The 16,115-nt window shown below is 66.7% G+C and carries 16 protein-coding genes; 8 read left to right on the top strand and 8 right to left on the bottom strand.

All coding sequences use genetic code 11. From position 1 onward, the window contains the following. Positions 1–40 precede the first annotated feature (40 nt). Together THPRO_RS08805 and THPRO_RS08800 are read right to left on the bottom strand one after the other, a co-directional pair. On the bottom strand, positions 41–943 hold the full coding sequence (locus THPRO_RS08805) for a DMT family transporter (RefSeq protein ID WP_038088051.1): 903 nt from the start codon (positions 941–943) through the stop codon (positions 41–43). Between the two features lie 36 nt (positions 944–979). Next, positions 980–1,750, bottom strand: coding sequence for a glucose 1-dehydrogenase (locus tag THPRO_RS08800; protein ID WP_052064132.1), 771 nt, complete (start codon positions 1,748–1,750; stop codon positions 980–982). A gap of 189 nt (positions 1,751–1,939) precedes the next feature. Here THPRO_RS08800 and THPRO_RS08795 point away from each other — a divergent pair, with 189 nt between their 5' ends. Continuing rightward, entirely contained in the window at positions 1,940–3,799 is a 1,860-nt protein-coding gene (locus THPRO_RS08795) for a diguanylate cyclase domain-containing protein (RefSeq protein WP_161489957.1), read from the top strand. Here the strand turns inward: THPRO_RS08795 and THPRO_RS08790 are convergent. Then, positions 3,724–4,491 (bottom strand): gamma-glutamyl-gamma-aminobutyrate hydrolase family protein, encoded by a 768-nt coding sequence (locus tag THPRO_RS08790; RefSeq protein ID WP_161489956.1) that lies wholly within the window; start codon positions 4,489–4,491, stop codon positions 3,724–3,726. The genes THPRO_RS08795 and THPRO_RS08790 overlap by 76 nt on opposite strands. Positions 4,492–4,781: 290 nt before the next feature. Here THPRO_RS08790 and THPRO_RS08785 point away from each other — a divergent pair, with 290 nt between their 5' ends. From THPRO_RS08785 to THPRO_RS08760, 6 genes are all read left to right on the top strand, one after another. Next, the gene (locus tag THPRO_RS08785; RefSeq protein WP_201786966.1) at positions 4,782–6,071 is read left to right on the top strand and encodes an ABC transporter substrate-binding protein; all 1,290 of its coding nucleotides are present in this window, start codon (positions 4,782–4,784) and stop codon (positions 6,069–6,071) included. A 10-nt stretch (positions 6,072–6,081) separates the two neighbouring features. Then, a complete protein-coding gene (locus THPRO_RS08780) occupies positions 6,082–6,948 on the top strand; it encodes a branched-chain amino acid ABC transporter permease (protein WP_065089512.1) in 867 nt (288 codons plus the stop codon). After that, complete coding sequence (locus THPRO_RS08775; RefSeq protein ID WP_082954546.1) at positions 6,945–7,949, top strand: branched-chain amino acid ABC transporter permease; 1,005 nt, start codon at positions 6,945–6,947, stop codon at positions 7,947–7,949. Before THPRO_RS08780 ends, THPRO_RS08775 begins: the two co-directional genes overlap by 4 nt. Beyond that, complete coding sequence (locus tag THPRO_RS08770) at positions 7,946–8,701, top strand: ABC transporter ATP-binding protein (protein WP_038088057.1); 756 nt, start codon at positions 7,946–7,948, stop codon at positions 8,699–8,701. Before THPRO_RS08775 ends, THPRO_RS08770 begins: the two co-directional genes overlap by 4 nt. Further along, on the top strand, positions 8,698–9,408 hold the full coding sequence (locus THPRO_RS08765) for an ABC transporter ATP-binding protein (protein ID WP_038088060.1): 711 nt from the start codon (positions 8,698–8,700) through the stop codon (positions 9,406–9,408). The genes THPRO_RS08770 and THPRO_RS08765 overlap by 4 nt, the downstream gene beginning before the upstream one ends. 91 nt (positions 9,409–9,499) lie before the next feature. Next, entirely contained in the window at positions 9,500–10,795 is a 1,296-nt protein-coding gene (locus THPRO_RS08760; protein WP_038088063.1) for an HD-GYP domain-containing protein, read from the top strand. Between the two features lie 57 nt (positions 10,796–10,852). On the opposite strand, the gene THPRO_RS08755 is transcribed toward THPRO_RS08760, so the two are convergent. Next, complete coding sequence (locus THPRO_RS08755; RefSeq protein WP_052064135.1) at positions 10,853–12,163, bottom strand: hypothetical protein; 1,311 nt, start codon at positions 12,161–12,163, stop codon at positions 10,853–10,855. A 310-nt stretch (positions 12,164–12,473) separates the two neighbouring features. Between THPRO_RS08755 and THPRO_RS08750 the strand changes: the two genes are divergently transcribed. Further along, positions 12,474–12,920, top strand: coding sequence for a DsrE family protein (locus tag THPRO_RS08750; RefSeq protein ID WP_038088066.1), 447 nt, complete (start codon positions 12,474–12,476; stop codon positions 12,918–12,920). An 8-nt stretch (positions 12,921–12,928) separates the two neighbouring features. On the opposite strand, the gene THPRO_RS08745 is transcribed toward THPRO_RS08750, so the two are convergent. Genes THPRO_RS08745 through THPRO_RS08730 form a run of 4 tightly spaced genes read right to left on the bottom strand, consistent with a single transcriptional unit; the run spans position 12,929 to position 16,114 of the window. Next, positions 12,929–13,699, bottom strand: coding sequence for a glycosyltransferase family 2 protein (locus THPRO_RS08745; protein ID WP_038088069.1), 771 nt, complete (start codon positions 13,697–13,699; stop codon positions 12,929–12,931). After that, positions 13,696–14,133: a hypothetical protein gene (locus THPRO_RS08740; RefSeq protein WP_038088071.1), complete on the bottom strand. Its 438-nt coding sequence runs from the start codon at positions 14,131–14,133 to the stop codon at positions 13,696–13,698. Before THPRO_RS08740 ends, THPRO_RS08745 begins: the two co-directional genes overlap by 4 nt. After that, entirely contained in the window at positions 14,127–14,927 is an 801-nt protein-coding gene (locus THPRO_RS08735) for a beta-ketoacyl synthase chain length factor (RefSeq protein WP_052064136.1), read from the bottom strand. The genes THPRO_RS08740 and THPRO_RS08735 overlap by 7 nt, the downstream gene beginning before the upstream one ends. Beyond that, on the bottom strand, positions 14,924–16,114 hold the full coding sequence (locus THPRO_RS08730) for a beta-ketoacyl-[acyl-carrier-protein] synthase family protein (protein WP_065089511.1): 1,191 nt from the start codon (positions 16,112–16,114) through the stop codon (positions 14,924–14,926). Before THPRO_RS08730 ends, THPRO_RS08735 begins: the two co-directional genes overlap by 4 nt. Position 16,115: the final 1 nt, after the last annotated feature.

The raw sequence follows: 16,115 nt of genomic DNA, 5'->3' as shown, positions 1-16,115 counted from the left end.
TCTCGCATGCCCTGCCCCAGGGCACGCCCGTGCGCGGCGTTCAGGCGCTGCGTCGCGGCAGGCGCCCGGTGGCGACGAACAGGCCGGCCAGGATCAGCGCCAGACCGCCCAGGTCGGCGAGGCTGACGTGTTCGCCCAGTAGCAGCGCCGAAAGCATGAGGCCGAAGGCGGGCATCAGGTGGATGAACACCCCGGCACGCTCGGCGCCGATCATGCCCACGGCCTTGTTCCAGAACAAATAGGCCAGTATCGATGCGAACACGGCCAGATAGGCCACGCTGACGACGAGCGTGGCATTGAAATGTACCGGGCGGTGTTCGGCGAAGGTTTCGTACAGATAGAAAGGCAGCAGCACGCACAGGCCGATGATGACCGTGGCGACGAACAGCCCGCGCCCGCCGATGCCCTTGGGCAGCCTGCGCAGCAGCACCGAATACAGCGCCCAGCTGAACACGCCGGCGAGCACCCAGAGGCTGCCGGCATGATGGATCAGGCTGCCGAAGGCGGCGAGATGGCCGTGGCTGAGCACCAGCAGCACGCCGGCGGCGGAGATCGCCACGCCGAGGGTCTGGCGCGGCCGCAACGGATTGCCGAGCAAGGGCGGGGCGAGCAGCAGGATGAACACCGGGATGGCCGAAATCAGCAATAGCGCGTTGACCGCGGTGGTGGTCTGCACGCCGACGTAGATCAGCGTATTGAAGGCGCCCACGCTGAGCAGGCCGAGGATCAGCATCAGCAGCGGGCGGGTGCGCATCAGCGGCCATTGCGCACGCAGTTCCGGCAGTCCCCAGGGGACCACGAACACGGCCACGGCGAGCCAGCGCCAGAAGGCGAGTCCTACCGGCGGCACGCTGCTGTGCACCGCGCGCGCGAGCACGAAGTTGCCGGCCCAGAACAGGGCGGTCAGCGTGAGCAGCGTATAGGCGAGGCGATTGGCATTCATGCGTTCCGGGTTCCCGATTCGTGTGGCGGCGGCCGATCAGTCGAGGTAGATCATGCGACGGGTCATCCCACCGTCGACGACATGGTTCTGACCGGTGATGAAGCCGGCCTCGGGCGAGAGCAGGAAGGCGGCGAGCGCGGCCACGTCACCGGGAACGCCCACGCGCCCTGCCGGGTGCTGGGCATGATCCTCGGCGCTGAGCGCAGGGGTCTCGGCGCGAGTGGGCTTGCGCCAGTCGCGCACCTCGATCCAGCCCGGGGAGATGCAGTTGACGCGGATCTCGGGGCCGAGGCTGACCGCGAGTGCGTGGGTCAGCGCGACCAGGCCGCCCTTGGCGGCGGCATAGGCCTCGGTATGCGGCTCGGACTGCAGCGCGCGGGTCGAGGCGATGTTGACGATCGCGCCGCGGGTGGCGCGCAACACCGGCACGGCATGCTTGACGGCGAGGAAGCAGCCGGTGAGGTTGACCCCGATCCAGCGGTTCCAGTCGGCCAGCGCCAGCGACTCCACGGGGCCGTTTTCGGGGCTGGTGATGCCGGCATTGTTGATCAGTGCGTCGAGGCGCCCGAAGCGTTCGCAGGCGACCTCCACGCAACGGCGCACGTCCGCTTCTTCGGCGACATCGGCATGTTCGAAACACAGGTCCCAGCGCGCGGCCGCGATTTCGCCGGCCTCGGCGTCGATGTCGGCGATCAGCACCCGGTAGCCGTCTTCGCGCAGACGGCGGGCGATGCCGAGGCCGATGCCTTGGGCGCCGCCGGTCACCAGGGCCGCGGGGGCGACGCGCGTGGCATGCGTCCGGTTCAAAGGATCCCTCCTATGGGCGGGCGGTGACGGGGCGGGCATTATCGACAAATCGCGCGCGCGTGTCAGCGATGGATGTGTGACTGCCCGTCGCTGCGAGGGTTCAGCCGCCCGCCCGGGCCCCTTCGTCTACACTCACTTCAATACGACCGTGCAAACGGACGCCGCAACCGGGGGGGCAGGCCACTGGCCGTGAGTACGCACGAGAGGGCGTGGTACCGAGACAATACCTGGGTATTGCCGCTGCTGGTGGGTGCGATACTGTCGATCCTGGTGTTTCTGCTCTGGAGCATGCTGCACGCCGCCGACCATGCGCGTCTGCGGCTGCTGATCAAGGGCGAAAGCGAACGCATCACGGCCATCGTCGACGGCGACCTGCGCATGCGCATACCCGCTCTGTTGCGCATGGCTCGGCGCTGGGATGCCGAGGGTGGCAGTACGCGCACCGCGTGGCAGGCCGACGCGCTCGGCTACATTTCCGACATGCCCGGTTTCCGTTCGATGTCCTGGATCGGCGAGGACGGGCAGCTGCGCTGGAGCGTGCCGGCCGACGCAAGCACGCCCAGGCTCGCGGACGTGAAACCCCAGCATGGGCGGCGCGAGCCGTTTGTCGGGCCGGTGACGCAGCTGGCGGACGGGGGGCGCGGTTTTGCGCTCTATTTCCCGCTGCGCGCGCATGGCCGTCCGGACGGCTACATCGTGGCGGTGATCCAGGCCGGCGTGTGGCTCGACAACGTGTTGATGCACAGCGACGAGATCAACCTCGATCGCGACTACGGGCTGTCGATCCGGCTGGGCGGCAGCGAGCTGTTTTCCACCGGGCCGGCAATGGATGTCGCGCAGCGGGCACTGTGGCGCCAGCGCGACCGCCTCGGGCTGCTCAACCGCCATCTGCTGATCAGCGTCTGGCCCACGACCCGCTTCTTCGAGCGTACACATTCCGATCAGGCCGACATGGCCCTGATCGGCGGCATCGGCGTGGTGCTGCTGGCCATCTATATGGTCTTTCTGTACCAGCGCGCCTCCTATGCCCTGCAACGCGGCGAGGTGATGAACGCTTCGCTCAAGGACGAGATCGCGGAGCGTCACCGGGTGGAGTCGGCCTTGCGCGACAGCGAATCGCAGAGCCGCGCGGTCTTTGAGGCGGTGCTCGACAGCATCGTCACCATCGATGTCGATGGCCGTATCCTGTCGGCCAATCCGGCCGCATTGTCCATGTTCGGCTACACGCAGAGCGAGCTGCTCGGACACAACGTGAGTTTGCTGATGCCGGCGTCCGTGGGGCACGAACACGATATCTACATCCGCCGTTATCTCGAAACCGGCGAGCGCCGCATCATCGGCATCGGTCGCGAGGTCGAGGGTCAGCGCAGCGACGGCAGGCGGTTCCCGCTGGCGCTGTCGATCTCGGAGATGCGGGTCTCGGGCGAACGCCGCTTCGTGGGTGTGATGCGCGACATCACGGCGCGCCGGCTTGCGGAAGAGGAAATCCGGCATATGGCGACCCACGATCCGCTGACCGATCTGCCCACGGCGCGACTGGCGCGGGACCGGCTGGAACAGGCGATCGCCGAGGCGCGGCGCGCGGGCCGGCAGGCGGCGGTGATGTTTCTCGACCTGGACGGCTTCAAGCCGGTCAACGACACCTATGGACATGTCGTCGGCGACGACGTGCTGCGTCAGGTCGCCGGCCGCCTGTCCGAGGGCTTGCGCGAGGTGGATACGGTGGCGCGTATCGGCGGCGACGAATTCCTGATCATCGCGGGCGGGCTGGATGACGGGGAGGATGCGGCGCTGATCGCGCGCAAGGTGGTCGACCTGCTGAGTCCGCCGCTGAACACGGGCGCGGGCGGCCAGGTGCGCGTCGGTTGCAGCCTGGGGGTCGCGCTTTACCCGCGCGACGGGCACACGGTCGATCATCTGATCAATCTGGCCGACCGCGCGATGTACCGGATCAAGCACGCCGGCAAGAATGGCTACGCCTTTGCGGAACCGGCCGGCAAGGACGGTGGCGGCGTCGAGTTTTCGGGTGCCGCGGCTCCGCGCACGTAGCATCGCGCGGCGGCGACCAGACAATCGAACAGACGCTGCTGCACCGGGTGTTTGTCTGCGTTGAGTTCGGGATGCCACTGCACGCCGACCAGAAAGGGGTGCGTTTCGTGTTCGAAGGCCTCGATGACGCCGTCGGGCGCCCAGGCGCAGGCGCGCAGACCCCGGCCCAGCGTGGCGATCGCCTGGTGGTGTCCGGACAGCGACGAGAACTGCTGCGTGCCGAGCCAGCCGTGCAGGCGGCTGGCCGGATCGAGGTGGATTTCGTGCGGCAGCACGGCCCACTCGTCGCCGACATGGGCGACATCCTGGCCGAATATGTCCGGTACATGGGCATGGATGTCGCCGCCCAGGGTGACATTCACCACCTGCATGCCGCGGCAGATGGCCAGCAACGGCATCTCGCGCTCGACGGCGGCCTTGGCCAGCGCCATTTCGGCGCGATCACGGTGCGGATTGAGGCGCGAGAGCGGCGTGCGCGGGGCCTTGCCGTAGGCCGTGGGATCGATATCTTCGCCGCCGATCAGAATCAGCCCGTCCACCAGATCCAGGTATTCCGGCATTCGCGAAGGCAGGGGCAGTACCGGTAGCGGCAGACCGCCGGCACGATGGATGGCGGTCGGATAGCCCTGCGGGCATTCGTAGCGTCCGCGCGGGATGGGGCCGAATGTCGATATGCCAATGCGGGGACTCACGGGTGCCTTCGGATTCGGGTTGGAGGTGGCGGCGCGCGGCCGACGGCCCCACATCTTCGCGCCAAATCGCGCGGAACCCAAGCCCTTCGTGGACATAAGGTCGCAGGGGCTTGGCCCGTCCGGGGTCGAAGGAGCATACTCTGCGCCCTCCGCGGGCGGGGCGTCGAAAATCCCCCCGATCACGGGACGATAACCTCAGATTGTTCGTGAATTAGTTGCGGTTATATACTCCGAGTGCCACCGCAACAGTTGAGCAGTCAAACTATCGAAATTCATGAGGAGGAGTGGTCATGGCCGAGAAGAAAACACCCGCAATGAACGGGGAAGGCAGTGATGGGCAGGGCGCGTTTTCGCGACGCGATTTCCTGAAGGCCGGTGCGGTTCTGGCCGCTTCGCAGGCGCTGGCGCTGGGTTCGCGCAACGCCTATGCCGCCAGTGACGTCGTGCGCATCGGCGTGCTCAATCCGTCCACGGGCACCTACGCCGAGCTGGGCCGCAACCAGACCCGCGGCGCCGAAATGGCGGCCGCCGAGGTGAACGCGAACGGCGGCGTGCTCGGGCGCAAGCTCGAGCTGATCGTGACCGACACCGCCTCCAAGACCGGGCTTGCCGTGTCCAAGGCACACCAGTTGGTCAAGCAGCACGGCGTACATTTCCTGCAAGGCACCGTGTCATCGGCCGTGTCCGAGGCGATCGAGCAGGCCAGCCGCGAGATGGGCGTGTTGTTCGTCGATTCGGGCGGTCACGCCACTCCGGTCACCGGCAAGCAATGCACCTGGAGCACCTTCCGCGTGTGCACCACGACCTACATGCTGGCCGCGGGCATTGCCGAGACCCTGATGAACAAGTACGGCAAGCGCTGGTACTTCCTGACTCCGAACTACGCCTTCGGGCTGACCGAGCAGGCGGCCTTCGAACGCATCCTCAAGGCCCACGGCGGCACGGTGCTGGGTTCGGCGCTGGCGCCGCTCGGCACCACCGACTTCTCCTCCTACCTGATCCAGGCCCAGGCCGCCAAGCCCGACTGCCTGATCATCCTGCAGGCCGGCGACGATCTCGTGCATGCGCTGACCCAGGTGAACCAGTTCGGCCTGCAGAAGAAGTTCGGCGTGGCCGGCGGCATGATGGAGCTCGAAGTGCTGCAGGCCCTGCCCGCCGCCGCGCGCGTCGGCGACTGGAGCTTCGAGTGGTGGTGGGATCAGCCCCACGTCCCCGAGGTCAAGCCCTTCGTCGAACATTACCGCAAGCGCAACGGCGGCAAATATCCGACCGCGCGCAGCTGGTTCGGCTACGTGGCCACGCATGCGATCGCGCAGGCCGCCAACGAGGCGAAGTCGCTGGATTCGGTGAAGGTGTCTCGGGCCATGGCGGGGATGACCCTGCCAGCCAGCGTCGGTCTGTCGCCGGCCAAGCTGCAGTTCCGCGCCGACGACCATCAGCTGATGGCGGGCATCTTTGCCGGCGAAGTGAAGTCCGGCGGGCACTACCCCGACCTGTTCAAGGTGCTCAAGTACGAGCCCGGCGTCAGCATTACCCAGAGCGCGGCCGAGAAGGGCTGCCATATGACCTACCCCAGCTGAGGAGAAGCCGGTGGAGCTGATACTGTTCGATGTGCTCAACGGCCTGTTGCTGGGCGTGTTCTACGCGCTCATGGCCCTGGGACTGTCACTGATACTCGGGCTTAACCGGGTGATCAATTTCGCGCATGGCGGCTTCCTGGCGCTTGCCGGATACCTGGCCTACACATTGCTACCGTATATCGGCTTCGCCGGCGCCCTCATCGTGGCGCCGCTGCTCGCGGCGTTGCTGGGCGTGGTGGTCGAGCGCCTGCTGATCCGGCCCTTGTACGGCCGAGACCCGCTGTTCAGCCTGCTGCTCACCTTCGGCCTGGTGCTGATCATGGAAGACATGATCCGCACCATCTGGGGAGCGCAGGGGCTGCCCCTGCAAACCCCCCAGTTTCTGCAGGGCGCGCTCAGCCAGACCTACTTCTTCATCACCGGCTATCGGGTGCTGATCCTGGTCATCGCGGTGACGTTCGCGGTCGGCCTGCTAGCGTTCCTGCGCTATACGCGCGTCGGGCTGCGCATCCTGGCGGGCGCTTCTGACCTCGACACGGTCTCCGCGCTGGGCGTGAGCATCTATCAGCTGCGCGCCCTGAGCTTCGCCGCGGGCATATTCCTCGCGGGGATCGCCGGCGTGCTCGCCGCGGGCTGGCAGGGGCTCAGTCCGCAGATGGGCGACAGCCTGATCATGCCGAGCTTCGTCGCCATTATCGTCGGCGGCGTCGGCAGCCTGCTCGGCAGCCTGCTCGGTGGCCTGCTGATCGGGCTGGCCTCGGGCATCACCTCGGCCTTCTATCCGCAGGCCAGCGAGCTGGTCATCTACATCATCATGGCCCTGGTCCTCGCGATTCGTCCGCGCGGCCTGCTGGGCAAAGAGAGTATTTTCGGATGAGCGCGACACAGGGCATGAAACAAACGGCCAGGTCTGGCGGCGTGGTCGACGGGCAGCCTGGAACGTCCCGCCGGCTGCTGGCGCCGGCCGTCATCTGGCTGCTGCTGCTGACCGTGCCGATATGGTTTCCCTGGCTGGGCGGCTACAACCTGCTGGCGACCCGGGCGCTTACGCTGGGGCTGGCGGCCATGGGGCTGAACCTGCTGCTTGGCACCTCCGGCGCCCTGTCCTTCGGGCAGGCGGCCTTTTTCGGCCTCGGCGGCTATGCCGCGGGCGAGACGCTGATGCATCTCGCGCCGAGCACGCCGCTGGCTATCGTGATGGGCATCCTGATCGGCGGTCTGGCCGCGGCGGTGCTGGGACCGATCGCGGTGCGCCTGCGCGGCATCTATTTCTCGATGATCACCATCGCCTTCGGTCAGGCCTTCTATTTCATCGTGGTCAACTGGAACAGCTTCACCGGCGGCGAGGACGGTCTGCTTGGTTTCAGCCGGCAACCCATCGACCTCGGCAACTTCATGCTCAAGCTCGACAGCGTGCAGTACTACTATCTGGTGCTGCTGTGCTTCGCCGTGGTCGCAGGGCTGATCGCACTGCTGCTGCGTTCGCCATTGGGGCATGCCTTCATCGCCGTGCGCGAGAACGAGCGGCGGCTGAAATTTCTCGGCGTCGGCGCACGCAACCTGCTGTGGATCGCCTTCACCGTGTCCGGCATGATCGGCGGGCTGGCCGGGGCGCTGTACGCGCTGCTCAACAATTTCATTTCCCCCGCCGCGCTGCACTGGACCCTCTCGGGCGACTTCGTGATGATGTGCGTGCTCGGCGGCATGCGCAGCTTCTGGGGGCCGCTGCTCGGCGCCACGGTGTACGTGCTCGCCGAGAACTTCCTGAGTTCGTACACCAACAACTGGATGACGGCACTGGGCGTGATGTTCATCCTCATCGTTCTGTTCTTTCCCAAGGGGCTGCTCGGCATGCTGCGCGCGCGGGTGAAATCATGACGACACTGCTCAACGTGCACGAGGTTTCCAAGCGCTTCGGCCAGCTGCAGGCGCTCGGCGGCATCAACCTGAAGGTGGACAAGGGCGAGATACGCGCCCTGCTCGGCCCCAACGGTGCCGGCAAGACGACGCTGTTCAACCTGATCAGCGGCATGTTCACGCCCAGCGAGGGCTCGATCCACTTCAACGACGTCGAGATCAGCCACCAGAGCGTCGAGCAGCGCGTGCGCACGGGCATCGTGCGTACCTTCCAGATCACCGAGGTGTTCAAGGAGCTGAGCGTCTACGAGAACCTGCGCATCGCGGTGGAGGCGGAAATGGGCGTGAGCCTGCGCCCCTGGATCTCGCGCGCGCAGCGCCAGGACGTCAAGCGCCGGCTCGACGAGCTGCTCGAGGCCACCCAGCTGGGCGGCAAGGCGGGCCGCGAGGTGGGCGAGCTGGCGCACGGCGATCAGCGCGTGGTCGAGGTGGCCATGGCGCTGGCCATGGACCCGCGCCTGCTGCTGCTGGACGAGCCGACCGCGGGCATGAGTGACCACGAGACCGACCACATGGTCGAGCTGATCAAGCGTCTGCACCAGACCTTCGATCTCACCGTGCTGTTCGTCGAGCATGACATGCATCTGGTGTTCAATCTCGCGCACCGCATCACCGTGCTCGACAACGGCCGTTTGCTCGCCGAAGGCACGCCGCGCGAGATCGCGGACAACGAACGCGTACAGGAAGCCTACCTGGGAAGCAGCACGATATGAACGAACAGAGCCTGCTGCAGGCCGAGAACCTGCATGTCTACTACGGCAAGAGCCACATCCTGCATGGCGTTTCGCTGAACGTGAGGCGCGGCGAGGTGGTTTGCCTGCTGGGCCGCAACGGCGCCGGCAAGACCACCACCATCAAGGGCATCATGGGGCTCGCGGCGCGCGCCGAAGGCACCGTGACCATCGCCGGCAAGCGCGCCGAGCGACTGCCGCCGCACGGCGTCGCCCGGCTGGGCGTGGGTTATGTGCCCGAGGGCCGCAAGATATTCCCCCACCTCACGGTCGAGGAAAACCTGGCGGTGCCGGTGAACCGGCCGGGGCGCTGGAATCTCGCCGAGATCTACAAGTTCTTCCCGCGCCTGCACGAGCGCCGCCGGCATCCGGGCGGCATGCTGTCCGGCGGCGAGCAGGAGATGCTGGCGGTGGGCCGCGCGCTGATCACCAACCCGGACCTGTTCATCATGGACGAACCCTCGCAGGGGCTGGCGCCGAAGATCGTGCAGGAGATCTATGCGCTGATCCAGGAGATGGTCAAGGACGGGCAAGCCGTACTGCTGGCCGAGCAGAACGCCTTCATGGCGCTCGAAATCTCCAGTCGCGCCTACGTGATCGACAACGGTCAGATCGTCTTCGACGGCATGGCGCAGGAGCTGCTGGAGGACAAGGACCGCGTGCGCGCGCTGGCCGGCGCCTCGGTCTAGCGTCCGATCCGCGTGCCTCTGCGCATCGTCCCGGGCGTATAATCCGGGTTTTGCGCCACACCGTCGGGGGGCGGTGGCGCCGGGGGTATCCATGAATCTCAACAACGAGCTGCATGCGAAGGTTGATGTCGAATCGCTGCGAATCGGCATGTTCGTGGCCGATCTCGACCGCGAATGGCGGGGCACGCCCTTTCTATTGCAGGGTTTCCTGATCGAGAGCGACGAGGAGCTGGACCAGCTTCGGGAATACTGCGGGCACGTGTTCGTTGATCCTGCGCGCTCGACCGTACCCGTTCCGATGTTGATGGAGGAGAAGCCCGCGCCCGCCGCGGTCGCGACCGAAGCGCATGAAGCGCAGGTGCGCCGGGGAGCGCCACCGGATCTGAGGGGGCAGGCCGATCCACAGGCCTTTCGCCGCGAACTGGGGCGCGCCGCGCGCGTGCGTTCGCGCGCGCACCAGTGCCTCAAGCGGGCCTTCGAGGACGTGCGTCTCGGCGCCAGCGTGGATACCGACGAGGCGCGCGCGGTGGTCAGCGACCTGATCGAGTCCATCACCGTCAACGTCAACGCCTCGTTGTGGCTGACCAACCTCAAGTACAAGGACGAATACACCTCGATCCACAGCATGAACGTGTGCATTCTTGCGGTCGCGTTCGGGCGGCATCTGGGCCTGAGCGAGGACGATCTCAAGGTGCTGGGGCTCGGCGCGCTGCTGCATGACATCGGCAAGATCAAGACGCCGCCCGAGGTCTTGAACAAGCCGGGCCGGCTATCGCCGGCCGAGTTCGACATCATGCGTCGCCATCCGGTCGAAGGCTTCGAACTCATCCGCAATTCCGACGACCGTCTGCCGGCCATGGCTTTGCAGATCATCCGCCATCACCACGAACGCCTGGCCGGCAACGGCTACCCCGACGGCTGGTCGGGCGATCAGATTCCCCTGCCGGTACAGATCACCTCGCTGGTCGACGTGTACGACGCGGTGACCAGCGACCGCTGCTACCATACCGGCATGCCTGCGCACAAAGGATTGCGTCTGCTGTATCAGATTGCGCCCAAGGATTTTCCGCGCGAACTGGTGGAGGAGTTCATCCGTTGCATCGGCATCTACCCGATCGGCAGCCTGGTCAAGCTGACCACCGGCGATCTGGGCGTGGTGCTGTCGGCGGACCCGATGCGGCGTCTCAAACCGCTGATCCGTCTGATCAGGGATGCCGACGGCAAACCCTACCCGGGCCAGCGCCTGGTGAATCTGTCCGACCTGGCCGATTCCGAGGCCAACTGGCGGCGCTGGGGTGTCGCGCAGGTACTCGATCCCGCGGATCACGGTATCGACGTCAAGGCGCTGGTGGCGGAGGATTTCGACCCCTCGGCCCTGTCGTCATGATGCCGCTCAGCCCTGCGGCCGCGCGGGCCGGCCGCGCGGCCGGTGGTCACTGCCGACTCAGTAGGCGTACCACATGCCGAGCATGAGGTAGTTGTTGTAGGACGCGTCCCGCGTGCTGCCGCCGACCTTGGCGTAATCCATGTACTGCAGGCTGAGCTGCGTGTTGTACCAGGGCACGTAGTCGAGTTGGGCGATATAGGCCGACGCGCCCTTGCTGCCCGGCGCATAGCCGCCCAGCGCACCCTGGTCCACCGCATCGGCCGACGAGGCTGCGCCGAGATAGGCCAGCGTGGCGCCGTACATGCGCCGGTAGTAATAGGTGGCGCTGACGTTGTAGGTGTCGAGGTGCTGGTTGCCGTAGGTGGTGCCGTCGAGCGCGTTGCTGCCTCCGAGATCCTGCCTTTCGTGGTAGTAGGCGCCGTGGACGGTCACGGTATTCTTGCCCGCGAGCCACTGATACTGCCCGTCGAAACCGATATCGGTGAAGTCGTCGTTCGGGCCGCCGGGTCCGTTCACCGGTACTTGCGCGACCAGCCCCAGGGTGCCGATTTCCCAGTTGTTGTTGCCGGCCTGGCCGGTGTACGCGAACCGCCAGTAGGGCGCCATCCCCTTGATGACTTGACCGCCGTTGGCCGGACTGGCGGTCGAGGGATTGTTCATGCCGTGATAGACGCCGGCTTCGGCGTAGTAGGCGTTGTCGAAATAGCCGTAGGCGGTCAGCCCGGCGACCGATTGAGCCAGCGCGCCTTCGATCAGGGTGGTCGGCACGGAGGCGCCGCCGGCGGTGGTAAACGTATCGCCCGGCGTGAAATACGGGAACTGCCACGCCGGCGTGCTGTTCCACACGTCCTGCACGGTGGGATTGTTGTTGAGGTCGATGCCGTAGATCACCGAGGTGTTGCCCAGACTGGTCTGATTGGCATAGCGCACATCGGTGTTGTCGAGGCTGAAGGCGCCGCCGTCGCCCGCGGTGTATTGCAGGAAGGTGCCGACATGTTGGGTGATGGCGCCGGCATAGAACAGGCTCAGCTGGTTGGGGAATTCGACCTGGCTGGCATCCACGCCGGATCCCGGGTGCTGCGGCAGCGAGTCGCTGACCATCACCATCAGCGACAACGGTGCCCAGCGATCGATGTCGAGACGCTTGCCGTTGTCGGCTTCCACCTTCGGCTCGTTCTGCATGGTATAGCCGAGCAGCTTGAACTGGCGGCCGAAGGGCGTGAGCTGCGGGTACGCAGTATGGCAGGCGGCGCAGGACACGCCGAGCTGCCGTGCGAACGAAGGTACCGCGTGGGCCGACGCGAGCGGCAGCATCAGGCCAAGCGCCCCGGCCGACAGCCGAAGCGAGCGATGTGGCGATATGGACATGGTGAAACCTCCCTAGCGTGAATGCCTGGACCCCTGTGAAAGGCTCGTAATTCCGCCGCCCGCCGTCGCGGGCGGGCGCCAGATTCGATTGCCGGGAGGGCGCTATCCGTGTCGCTGTCCGGCCGATGCATCGCTATATACCAATATGCTGATGGTTGCGGCGCGTAAACCACATCGAGCCGTCCGCATGACCTGCATCAAATGGACGTTGTTGCGTGCGTCGGTGCCGGTTTCGCGTGATCCCGATCAAGTCGCCGACCGCGGGGGGTGCGGATAATGGTGCCGTGATCCGCAGACATCAGGGGGCGCCATGAAGACATCGATCCGATTGTTGCAGGGCGTGCTCCTGCTGTTCGTCGTGGGCGGTTCGGTGTCGGCGACAGTGGCGGCCGCCGCGACGCAGACCGAACCCGTCACCGTACACATGCTGGTGATGGTCGACCGCTCCTCGCCCGAGGACTGGATGGTGGCGATGAATCTCCTGCGCCACACCATCCGCTATCAGGGCATCGACCATTCCGAACTCGAACTGATGGCCATCGGTCCAGGGATGAAGCTGCTGCTCAAGGGAACGCCTTATGCGCAGGATATCCAGAGTCTCGCGCAGTACGGCGTACAGTTCGTGCTGTGCCGGCGCAATCTCGCGGCCGCGCACATCCCTGTCGCGCGGGCGGCTGCGGGTGTCGGCATCGTCGGCGATTCGGTGGTCGAGCTGCAGCGGCGACAGTCGGAGGGGTGGGTGATCGCCTGGCCCTAGACGCGTGCCTACTCGCGCGTGGGCGCGGCGGATGCGCGCTGACGCGCGCGGACGAGGCCGCGTATCAGGTGCCTCAAGCGCGGCAGCGCGAGACGCGGATCGAGCAGCATGCCCGCGACCACGATGACGATCTGAGTGGTGTCGTAGACCGCGCGGTAGTGGCTTGCCCGGGCATCGTGCAGGTACAGGCTGGCGATATCGACATAGCGAATGGCAAAACCGCCATAGACGGCGGCCACCAGCAGTTCGGTCTCGAAAACGAAGCTCTTGCGGCGCCGCTCGACGAAATGCAGGGTCGACAGCAGCCCGACCGGGTAGACGCGAAAGCCCGACTGACTGTCGCGCAGGCGCTGGCCGGCCGCGAGCGATATCCAGAAATCGGCGAAGGCATTGGCGAAGCGCCGCATTCTCGGCGCGGTGGCCCGCTTGTCGCGCCGCTCGCCGAGGATCAGCGCGTCGTCGTCCGGTTTCAGCGCCGCCAGCAGGCGGGGTATGTCCTCGGGGCGGTGCTGGCCGTCGGCATCCAGGGTTACGACATGCGTGGCGCCCGCCTCCAGCGCGTGGCGGAAGCCACGCCAGAGCGCGGCCGCCTTGCCGCGATTGCCGGCATTGCGCAGCAGCGTGACGCCATCCGGCAGCGGTTGCAGGCTTTCCGCGGTACCGTCGGAGGAGCCGTCGTCCACCACGACGACATGATCGACGTGCGCGCGTGCCCCGGCCACCAATTCGGATAACGTTCGGACTTCGTTGTAGGCGGGGATAACGGCGAAGACCTTCATTCGATGGCGCCTGCAATGACGCTGAGTCGTCCGCAAATCAGAGTATGGCCGTTGGTGCTCACCTTGAAGCCGTAGATGAAGCTGCCGCCCGTCGCGATCAGCCGCTCGGCCTCGATATCGAGGCTTGCCCTGCCGTCGTCCAGGCCGCCGGGCATCCAGTCGATGTCGCGCACGGCCGCGAGTCGCCCGGCGGCAAGTGAGCGTCCCGCGCGTTGCGCCAGCAATGCGCCGTGCACCGCCGCTGCCTGGGCTGCGTATTCGATGCCATGCACGCAGCCCAGTCTGCCTGCGCGGCGCAAGGGGTTGGCGGGATTCAGGTGTGTCCGGCTGTGGCAGGCGATACGGGAATCGTCCCAAGCGGATACGGACTCGAGCAGACACATGTCGTCGGCATGAGGAATGAGTGCGGCGATGGCGGCGCGCCCGATCAACACGGCGTGTAGCGCGCGCGCATCGCGCCGTGTGCGTTCGAGGGCAGCACGACCTCGTCCGGTCGCCCGGCGGCCAGCAGCGCGAGGAGCGGCAACGCGTGCGCCGCCGCGTTGTCGCGGCGCAGGGATTCCAGGCCGGGGTCGCCGAGCGCGGTGGGTCCGCCTTTGCCAGTGCGCGGGGCGGCGTATTCGAACGTGAGTCGGGCCGCCCCGTCGTCGGCCCGGTCAAGCACCAGGGCGCAGGCGAAATGCTCGCGCGCGGGCCGTTGCATGTTCAGGGGATGAGGGATCGGTACCTCGTAGGCAACCAACAGGATAGGCCCGCCCTCGCATGACAGCTGGGTGCCTGCTTCGATCAAGCCGGCGGCAAAACTACCGTCCTGTGCGGACAGCGCGGTATAGGGAGGCACGGCGCGGGTGGCGATGGACCAGTATCCGGCCGGTGCGTTGTGGACCGAGTTGTGGAAGGCGGTGGGCGAGAGTGCGGGTGCCGGTGCACACAGTGCCTGGCAGATGCCGTGGATCACGTCGCTATCGCCACTGGACGAGGTGAAAACGGAAGCGGTGCGGGCCGGTTCGATCCCGGCGTCCCGGGCGGCCTGGTCGGCCACGTCCAGCGCCAGCCGGATGGCCGCGCTGGCACGACGGCGCTCGTTTGCAGGCAGGCGGGTCGGATTCGGGCGTGGCATTTGCGCCGCGACATAGGGTTTCCTGCCCGCGAGTACGGGCTGCGCGGTGCGCCAGTCGGGCAGGCCGGGCGCGGCGATACCGATGCCGAGTACGCGGCAGGCGATCATGTCGGGTACCCGACGATCAGGCAGGCATTGCTGCCGCCGAAGCCGAAGGCGTTGCTCATGATGCGCGCGACGGGGGTTGCCTTGCCTTCGGTCAGAACGCGGCAGACCAATTGCGGATCGACCGATGTGGTGTTGAGGCTGCCGGGCATGAGGCCCTGCTCGACGCACATCGCCGCGATCAGGGCATTGCTCGCGCCCGCCGCACCCAGGGTGTGCCCGGTCCAGCCCTTGGTCGACGCGCATGGCGTGCGCGGGCCGAAGATCGCATGTACGGCACGGTCTTCGGCGGCATCGTTGGCGGGCGTGGCGGTACCGTGCAGGTGGACGAAATCGATGTCCGCCGCCTGCAAGGCGGCGCGACGCAGCGCTGCGCGCATGGCCTCGGCGGCACCGCGTCCGTCGGGTGCCGGCGACGACATATGGTAGGCGTCGTTGCTTTCGCCATAACCGAGTATGCAGGGTGTGCCGTTGTCCTCCCGTCCTGCCGGCTCGAGCAGGGCGAAGGCGGCGGCCTCGCCAATGCTGATGCCGTCGCGGTCGACGTCGGCCGGGCGGCAGGGTGCGGACGAAACCAGTTGCAGTGCGTCGAAGCCATGCAGCGTCATGCGGCAGAGGCTGTCGACGCCTCCGACCACCGCGGCGTCGCACAGGCCGGTTTCGATATGACGCCAGGCCGTGGCGAAAACCTTGGCGCTGGACGAGCAGGCGGTCGAGACGGTCATCGCCGGGCCGCGCAGCGCCAGGCGTGTGCGCACGAAATCCGCGAGCGAGAACATATCATGGGTGTGCGCATAATCGTACCAGTCAGGCAATGGCGCATCCGAGTCCGGACGCGCCCGGTAGGCGCGTTCGGTCTGCTCGATGCCGGAGGTGCTGGTACCGACGAATACGCCGATGCGGTCGGCGCCGACGCGCGCGCGCAATGCCGCGCAATCCGCCTCGAAGCCGTCGGCGCCGAGTGCCAGCGCGGCCAGGCGGTTGTTGCGGCAGTCATAGACGGAGAACGGACCGTCCAGCGCCTGCGACTCGATGCCGTCGACCCGCCCGATCCAGGTTGTCGGGCCGTCCGTGCCGAAATCGTTCGGCCGCAGCCCGCCGCGCTGTTCGCGCAGCGCCGTCAGCGTGGCGTCGCGCCCTCGCCCAAGGGCGTTGGTCAGGGTGTATGAAGCAATCTTGAGTGCCCGCATG

This window comes from Acidihalobacter prosperus (genome assembly GCF_000754095.2).
In the GTDB taxonomy this organism is placed as follows: Bacteria; Pseudomonadota; Gammaproteobacteria; order DSM-5130; family Acidihalobacteraceae; genus Acidihalobacter; species Acidihalobacter prosperus.
Note: the sequence above shows the minus strand (reverse complement) of the source record. Positions and strands in the feature narration are given on the sequence as shown.

What these genes read in the sequence shown, in the direction of transcription:
- THPRO_RS08805 (WP_038088051.1), bottom strand. Translation starts at nt 943, where the DNA reads ATGAATGCCAATCGCCTCGCCTATACGCTGCTCACGCTGACCGCCCTG.
- THPRO_RS08785 (WP_201786966.1), top strand. Translation starts at nt 4,782, where the DNA reads ATGGCCGAGAAGAAAACACCCGCAATGAACGGGGAAGGCAGTGATGGG.
- THPRO_RS08775 (WP_082954546.1), top strand. Translation starts at nt 6,945, where the DNA reads ATGAGCGCGACACAGGGCATGAAACAAACGGCCAGGTCTGGCGGCGTG.
- THPRO_RS08770 (WP_038088057.1), top strand. Translation starts at nt 7,946, where the DNA reads ATGACGACACTGCTCAACGTGCACGAGGTTTCCAAGCGCTTCGGCCAG.
- THPRO_RS08765 (WP_038088060.1), top strand. Translation starts at nt 8,698, where the DNA reads ATGAACGAACAGAGCCTGCTGCAGGCCGAGAACCTGCATGTCTACTAC.
- THPRO_RS08760 (WP_038088063.1), top strand. Translation starts at nt 9,500, where the DNA reads ATGAATCTCAACAACGAGCTGCATGCGAAGGTTGATGTCGAATCGCTG.
- THPRO_RS08755 (WP_052064135.1), bottom strand. Translation starts at nt 12,163, where the DNA reads ATGTCCATATCGCCACATCGCTCGCTTCGGCTGTCGGCCGGGGCGCTT.
- THPRO_RS08750 (WP_038088066.1), top strand. Translation starts at nt 12,474, where the DNA reads ATGAAGACATCGATCCGATTGTTGCAGGGCGTGCTCCTGCTGTTCGTC.
- THPRO_RS08745 (WP_038088069.1), bottom strand. Translation starts at nt 13,699, where the DNA reads ATGAAGGTCTTCGCCGTTATCCCCGCCTACAACGAAGTCCGAACGTTA.
- THPRO_RS08735 (WP_052064136.1), bottom strand. Translation starts at nt 14,927, where the DNA reads ATGATCGCCTGCCGCGTACTCGGCATCGGTATCGCCGCGCCCGGCCTG.
- THPRO_RS08730 (WP_065089511.1), bottom strand. Translation starts at nt 16,114, where the DNA reads ATGCGGGCACTCAAGATTGCTTCATACACCCTGACCAACGCCCTTGGG.